We start from the raw sequence: 4053 nt of genomic DNA on the forward strand, positions 1-4053 counted from the left end.
ACCTGTCCTCTCGCACTTATAAGACAAGACATTTTTATGCCTTGTTCTACATGGGTAACGGTTGCTTTAAAGCTGGATTGATACGATTTGCCTTTATAAGTAATGGTTACCAACCAATTAAATGAAATTGGATCGTGGCGCATTGACAAAAAGTCTTCGGATAGAATCGTTCCTGTAAAACGTAGAATCAATGGTTCTTCCTCTTCTGCTAACATTGCATTGATTTCGAGATTATCAGTTGATAACGATTTCAGGTCGAGTACACCATTTAGCACTTTGGTATTATAATCAAGATATAGGGCCAGTTTATGACTTTCTGCCTTTACGGGTAAACTATCAAGCATAGTCATCATCATCATATGCCCATCTCCTATTCTGTAAATCTTTTGGGCATTTGCTTTAAAAAAACCAACAAACAGAACCATCAAAAAAAAGTATTTTACTTGTGTCATATTTGTTGTTACATTTTTGATTTCAAAAAAAAATAGCTCTTATTTGGTTGCTTTAATGCAATTAATATAGCTCACACTATATATAGTAAAGGTTGTTTGTTCGATTAAATTATCCTCCATTTTTATTTCCACAGCTCGGGCAGAATTTTGCATCAATAGGTACGCCTTCATTGCAATTTTTGCATTTTCCTTTGCCCAATGATGAGCCGCATTTTTGACAAAAATCTGTACTTTCATCGTTTTTTACTCCACACGTTATGCACCTTACGTAAATCTTTGGTTCGAAATAATCATCACTATTTCCAGAATCGTGTTTTCGGTTATGTCCACTTGAATGATGACCTCCTCTGCCTATTCCTCCTAATAAATGTTTTAAAAATCCCATAATATTTCATTTTAAATTTATTTCTTGTTATTTGAAAATTTCAAAGCAACATCAATGATTCCATTTTTTATTAACTTTCAATCCATTCTTGTGCTTTGCCTTTTTGATTTATATCAAAGTATTTTATCTCGGCATTGGTAAAAGGCTCCATAAACCGTGCTATCCATTCTTGCCACTTTTCTTTGCAAACTATTGCAATTTTCTCATACTCTTTTTCGTGGGCTGCATCCATTTTTAAGTCTTCCCAAAAGCCATTGATACTCCAGCCCTCAAAATCTTGCATCTCAAAATACCACCGGATTTTTAATCCTTTATCAAGAATTGTATGTATAATGGGGTGGACTTTTTCGATATCTTTTTGATGTAATTCCCCAATTGCAATTGTTGTGATTATATTCTCTTTTTTAATATCTATTATTTGTAACATCTCGATAAAATTAAATATATTATACTTGCAACGGAAGTGCAATAATTACCCACTACACTTGCCACAAATACCCTTAACAACTAGGTTTACATCTTCTGCAATAAAGCCTTCTGGTAAATTTATATGTGGAATTTTATGTTCTGTTAAACAAACGGTCTCATTACAGATTTTACAATGGAAATGTAAATGGAGGTCTTGCTCCAGTTCACAATTGCAATTTTGTTCACATATAGCATATTTAGTTGTACCTGTGCCGTCGTTTATTTGATGGACAACGCCATTTAGTTCAAATGTCTTTAGAGTTCTATATAAAGTGGTTCTTTCAGAATTGTCGAAATATTCCTCAATGTGCGTAAGGCTTACTGCTACTTTCTTTTGTAAGAGGAATTTTAATACCAACAACCGCATTGCCGTTGGTCTTACATTTTTAATTTCTAATAATTTATCTAAGTTATCCATTTTTCAAAAGGTATTACGCTTTAAGGATTCTCCCGTTTTAATTTGGAAGGCATCTTCAATGTTGGTTACGTATAGGATTCCATCTCCAGGCTCATTGGTTTTACCATTTTCCAAAATTATCTCAATTGCGGCCTGGGCTTCTTCGTTTTGACAGACTAGTTCCAATTTTATTACGGGACTGTCAGTAACATGAAAGTCCAATGAAGGTCTCGCTCCTGTTGCCTTAAATGCACCTGTGCCTTCAGATTGTGATAGGGTCATACTCTTAAACCCATTAGTGATAAGGGCATCGATTACTTTTTGTGTTCTGTTTGGTTTTATGAATGCTTTTATTTCTTTCATCTGTTAAAATTTTATTGTTTGTTATCTGTCTGATATAATTGAAATAGGCTCTCTTGTTTGGTAACAAGAATTGTTCGGGGTCGAGTTATATGTTAAGACTTTTAAATTTTGATTTTTATTTTGGAGTTGAACCGAGCTTGCATGATAAATTTTAATTAAAATTAGAAAGAGGGCAAACTCGGCTTCAAAACCACTATTGTTTATTAATCATTGTGTTCTAATTCGCCTTTTACCATTTCTGACGAAAGGACGTATGCTCCTTTGGTAACCACTTTAGCGGCCTGATTAACATCAGCAGGAAGACTCACTTCCACAAATCCCAATTCGGTCACACCAACAGTTACGGGTATCATTTTAAACTTCATTTTTTTCAATTGTTTTTCTTCATCTTCATCTAAAATGAAAATGAAAGACTGTTCTCCGTTTTGGATAATGGCAGCTTCGGGAACTGCAAATGCGGATTTTTCTCCTTGTACAATTCTGCCTTGCACATACATTCCAGGAAGAAGATTTTTATCCTTATTCTTTATATCGGCAAGAACCTCTATCGCTTTTGGGTCTGTCTCGAATGTTTTACCTACTGAACGCACACTAGCCTTCAACAATTCATCAGGTCGGGAAGTTGTGGAAAAATAAATTTCCTGTCCTTTTTTTATTAGTCTGATGTCTTTTTCATATACTTTAAAGTTGAGATAGATCTTAGAATTGTCGCTTATTGAGAACATCTTTGATTGTGTCCCAACATAATCTCCCAAGCTGATCATTACTTCATCTACATAACCACTTATTGGCGTTGTGATAGCCACCGCCGAATATATCTTCCCCTCTGCAACTTTTGCTGGATTAATGCCTAATAAACGTAGTTTAGCTTTTAAACCATTGACGCTAGACATGGTGGAACGGAATTTTGATTGCGCCATTTGGAAATCTTTTCCTGAAGAAACCCCTTTATCGTATAGGGTTTGCTTTCGCTCAAAATCCTGTTTCAAAAAGACAAGTTCATCGTTCTTTTCTTGAAATTCCTGTTGCATAGTAATGATATCTGGATGTTCAATATATGCCAAAACTTGGCCTTTGGTCACATTGTTACCCGGTATCACCTTAATTGAGCTAACGTTACCTCCTACAAAAGGGCTTACGTTTGCTTTGTCCTGCGGGAACAATTCTAAGGTCCCAGTCACTTTTATACTGTTACCTAAGTTCCGTTTTTCTAGCGTTTTTAACTCGAGACCTACTGTTTCGGCCTGTTGCAGCGTGATTTCTACGACATCTTCTTCACCTTTGTGTCCGCCTTTTTCTTCACCGTGGGAATCCTCTGCTTTTTCAGTGTTTTTAGAATTTGTTTCCTTATGTCCCAATTCTCCCTTCGACTTTTCATTACAGGAAGCTAACACCAAAGTCAAGGCTAAAAATATTATTATTGCTATTGCTTTATTTTTCATTTCTATTTTTTTTATATTATAAATTGCCTAATTGGTATTGTACCTCAATGGTCTGTTGGTTGTATTGATTGATATATTGTAAATGTGTTTGTTTAATCCTAATTGCACTATTGAGTATTGTGATATAGTTTACATAATCTATTTCACCTTCCTTGGACGCTAACTGTGCAGTGGTTATCTGTTCCTCAGCCAAACGCAAGGCACCTTCTTCGTAATATCTTAATATCTTCTGTGTCTTTTCAATGGATTTGAGTAATTGCGAAATACGGCTTGCGGTAATTGCCTTTTGTTCTAAATACTGGTTTTCTGCAACCATCGCATCTGCCTTGGCTGCCTTTACTCTTGCTTTTTGTGGAAATAACCAGAGTGGAATCGTAATGCCAGCCTGATAAGCAGAAAACCCAGAAACGTCATTGTACTTTAGATTATCATAGCTAAGGCTAAATTTGGGTAAAAACTGTGATTTCTCTACACTAATATTTGCTTTGCTAACTTCCACATTTTGAAGAGAATATTGCAATATGGGATTTTCTGCTAAAGAAGTTG

The 4053-nt window shown here is 35.3% G+C and carries 7 protein-coding genes; all 7 read right to left on the reverse strand.

Translation table 11 applies throughout. The features are described 5' to 3' along the window. Positions 1–452: hypothetical protein (locus P8M54_RS04995; RefSeq protein WP_300285833.1), on the reverse strand; the 452-nt coding region annotated here is incomplete at its 3' end. A gap of 109 nt (positions 453–561) precedes the next feature. Further along, complete coding sequence (locus tag P8M54_RS05000) at positions 562–837, reverse strand: zinc ribbon domain-containing protein (protein WP_300285836.1); 276 nt, start codon at positions 835–837, stop codon at positions 562–564. A gap of 70 nt (positions 838–907) precedes the next feature. Continuing rightward, positions 908–1264, reverse strand: a complete 357-nt coding sequence (locus P8M54_RS05005; RefSeq protein WP_300285837.1) for an STAS/SEC14 domain-containing protein — start codon at positions 1262–1264, stop codon at positions 908–910. Positions 1265–1309: 45 nt separating this feature from the next. Further along, complete coding sequence (locus P8M54_RS05010; protein ID WP_300285839.1) at positions 1310–1723, reverse strand: transcriptional repressor; 414 nt, start codon at positions 1721–1723, stop codon at positions 1310–1312. 3 nt (positions 1724–1726) lie between these two features. Continuing rightward, complete coding sequence (locus tag P8M54_RS05015) at positions 1727–2065, reverse strand: P-II family nitrogen regulator (RefSeq protein ID WP_300285841.1); 339 nt, start codon at positions 2063–2065, stop codon at positions 1727–1729. Between the two features lie 203 nt (positions 2066–2268). Then, a complete protein-coding gene (locus tag P8M54_RS05020) occupies positions 2269–3459 on the reverse strand; it encodes an efflux RND transporter periplasmic adaptor subunit (RefSeq protein WP_300285845.1) in 1191 nt (396 codons plus the stop codon). A gap of 64 nt (positions 3460–3523) precedes the next feature. Beyond that, on the reverse strand, positions 3524–4053 hold a 530-nt coding region (locus tag P8M54_RS05025; RefSeq protein WP_300285843.1), incomplete at its 5' end, for a TolC family protein.

The sequence above is a fragment of the Flavobacterium sp. genome (genome assembly GCF_029242675.1).
Lineage (GTDB): Bacteria > Bacteroidota > Bacteroidia > Flavobacteriales > Flavobacteriaceae > Flavobacterium.

Excerpts from the sequence above, each read along its gene's own strand:
- P8M54_RS05000 (WP_300285836.1), bottom strand. The coding sequence starts at position 837 with ATGGGATTTTTAAAACATTTATTAGGAGGAATAGGCAGAGGAGGTCAT.
- P8M54_RS05005 (WP_300285837.1), bottom strand. The coding sequence starts at position 1,264 with ATGTTACAAATAATAGATATTAAAAAAGAGAATATAATCACAACAATT.
- P8M54_RS05010 (WP_300285839.1), bottom strand. The coding sequence starts at position 1,723 with ATGGATAACTTAGATAAATTATTAGAAATTAAAAATGTAAGACCAACG.
- P8M54_RS05015 (WP_300285841.1), bottom strand. The coding sequence starts at position 2,065 with ATGAAAGAAATAAAAGCATTCATAAAACCAAACAGAACACAAAAAGTA.